This window comes from Elusimicrobiota bacterium, from assembly GCA_040757695.1.
Lineage (GTDB): Bacteria > Elusimicrobiota > UBA8919 > UBA8919 > UBA8919 > JBFLWK01.
Window position 1 is genome coordinate 1 of sequence record JBFLWK010000188.1, and the last position, 1,952, is coordinate 1,952.

Here is a 1,952-nt window from a genome sequence, read left to right on the forward strand (position 1 = left end):
GTTGGTTTTGAAACCCTAAGCATACGTTTAATTTCAGGCAAACATACTTTTTTCTTCTTGTGTAGAAGTTCTAAAATTTTAATCCTTTTTTCGTTCGCTACAGCTTTAAAAATTTTCACTAAAAGTGTCATATTCCTCCTTTTTAATATTAGGTGCCTGTCACAAAACTATTTGCTCGTCGGAGATTTTTATAGTGAGTTTTATTTTTGCCCTCCTGCCAATTTTACCGACGAGAACCTTTTTTAATTTTATCATAAACCTACCTTTTTCCACACTTTTTATGGGGGTGGAGGGCAATTTTTAGTTTTGTGACAACCACTATATTTTAACTAATCTCACCTTCTGAAAAATTTGCCTCCTCCAGTCTATTTTAGTATCATATAAACTACTTAAAAACTTCATCTGTCACAAAACTCTATGGAGGCAATTATGTTTCAACCTTTACTTGTTTTATCTTATCCTTCAAAAGAACAACTTAAAAAATTTGAGTTAATTTTCTCTAATGTTTATTTCCCTGAAGACAATTATACTACAGGTAGAAAACCTCACTCAAAATCTGCTTTACTTAGAGCAGTGTTATATAAAAATCTACGAGGTTTACCTACCCTTGCTGATTTATCCAGAGAACTCAAAGATAATCCACAAATTGCACAACTATGTGGCTTTAATTCTTTCCCATCTAAAGAACGGTTTTCTGCCTTCCTGAGAACTACTCCCAATCAGTTATTTCAGTCAATCCGTGTCAATTTAGTCAAAAAACTAATCCAACTTAAACAAATTTCAACTAATTTTATTTCCTGTGATTCTTGCCCTGTATTTGCTCCTGTAAAAGAAAACAATCTCAGAACCTATGTCAATAATCGCTATGACAAAACTAAAATACTAAAAGGTGACCGCGATTCTAAGTTGGGTGCATACACAATTTATACCGACCAGAAAAAACCTGATTTCTTCTGGGGTTATCGTAATCATATTGTCAATGACGCTATATCTGAATTACCAATAGCAGAAATCACCAAACCAAATACCACCGGGGATTCAACTGTATTTATCCCACAATTTACTACTGTTAAACAAACTTTCAAGTCAAAAATAGACGCAGTAATCGCAGATGCCGCCTATGATTCTTATCCAAACATAGAATTCGTTGTTAAAGAATTAGAAGCAAAACCAATCATCGCTAAAAATCCAAGAGGCGGTTGCACTATTGAATTTGAACTTTCATCGTCAGGCCAGCCAATCTGCATTGCCGGTATTCCAATGCTTTCTCGTGGAATTTTTTATGACAAAGAACAAAAGCGATGGCGACATAAATTTATTTGTCGTATTAAAGGTTCTAAAAAGTTTGCTCAAAAAATTCCTCTTTGCCCTTGGAATCATCGTAAGTTTATTGACAATCGCTATGGATGTTGTGTCAATTTGCGCGTAGATGTTGACCAATCTATCAGACAATCCATTGATTATGGTTCTGAATCTTTCAAAAAACTTTATAATTTGCGAACTTCATCTGAGAGAGTTTTTTCTAGACTTTTAACTTTCTGTATGCAATATCCAACTGTTAAAGGTCTTAATGCTGTTAGTAATTTCTGCACGATTGCACATATTACTATCTTAATCATCGCATTGACAGCTGTCAAAACAGGTCATAAAGATAAAATCAGGTTTGTGAAAAGTCTTTTCCCATATCTTTAGATAAAATCGTGTTATCTTTTATCAGGTTTTGCGAACTTGATAATTTTCATTCCGACGAAGCGTTTCTTTAACTACTCATTTCAAAGAACCACTACCGAGATCCATCACTTCAAGACCGAGTTTTGTGACGGCCTAACTACAAATTACAAATTCCAAGCACCATGTAGTCGGTGATTTTCATAAAACCCTCGTGTCATTTTATTAGCCCAATTTTTCCTGTTGCCTTTATATCGGGTAAACCGTTTTTCTTTGCCCTTATC

1 protein-coding gene is annotated in these 1,952 nt (G+C 34.4%); it reads left to right on the top strand.

Features of this window, described 5'->3' with window-relative positions; translation table 11 throughout:
- Positions 1 to 429 precede the first annotated feature (429 nt).
- Positions 430 to 1,692 carry a transposase gene (locus AB1349_13975; protein ID MEW6558434.1) on the top strand — a complete coding sequence of 421 codons (1,263 nt, stop codon included), beginning with the start codon at positions 430 to 432 and terminating at the stop codon, positions 1,690 to 1,692.
- Positions 1,693 to 1,952: the final 260 nt, after the last annotated feature.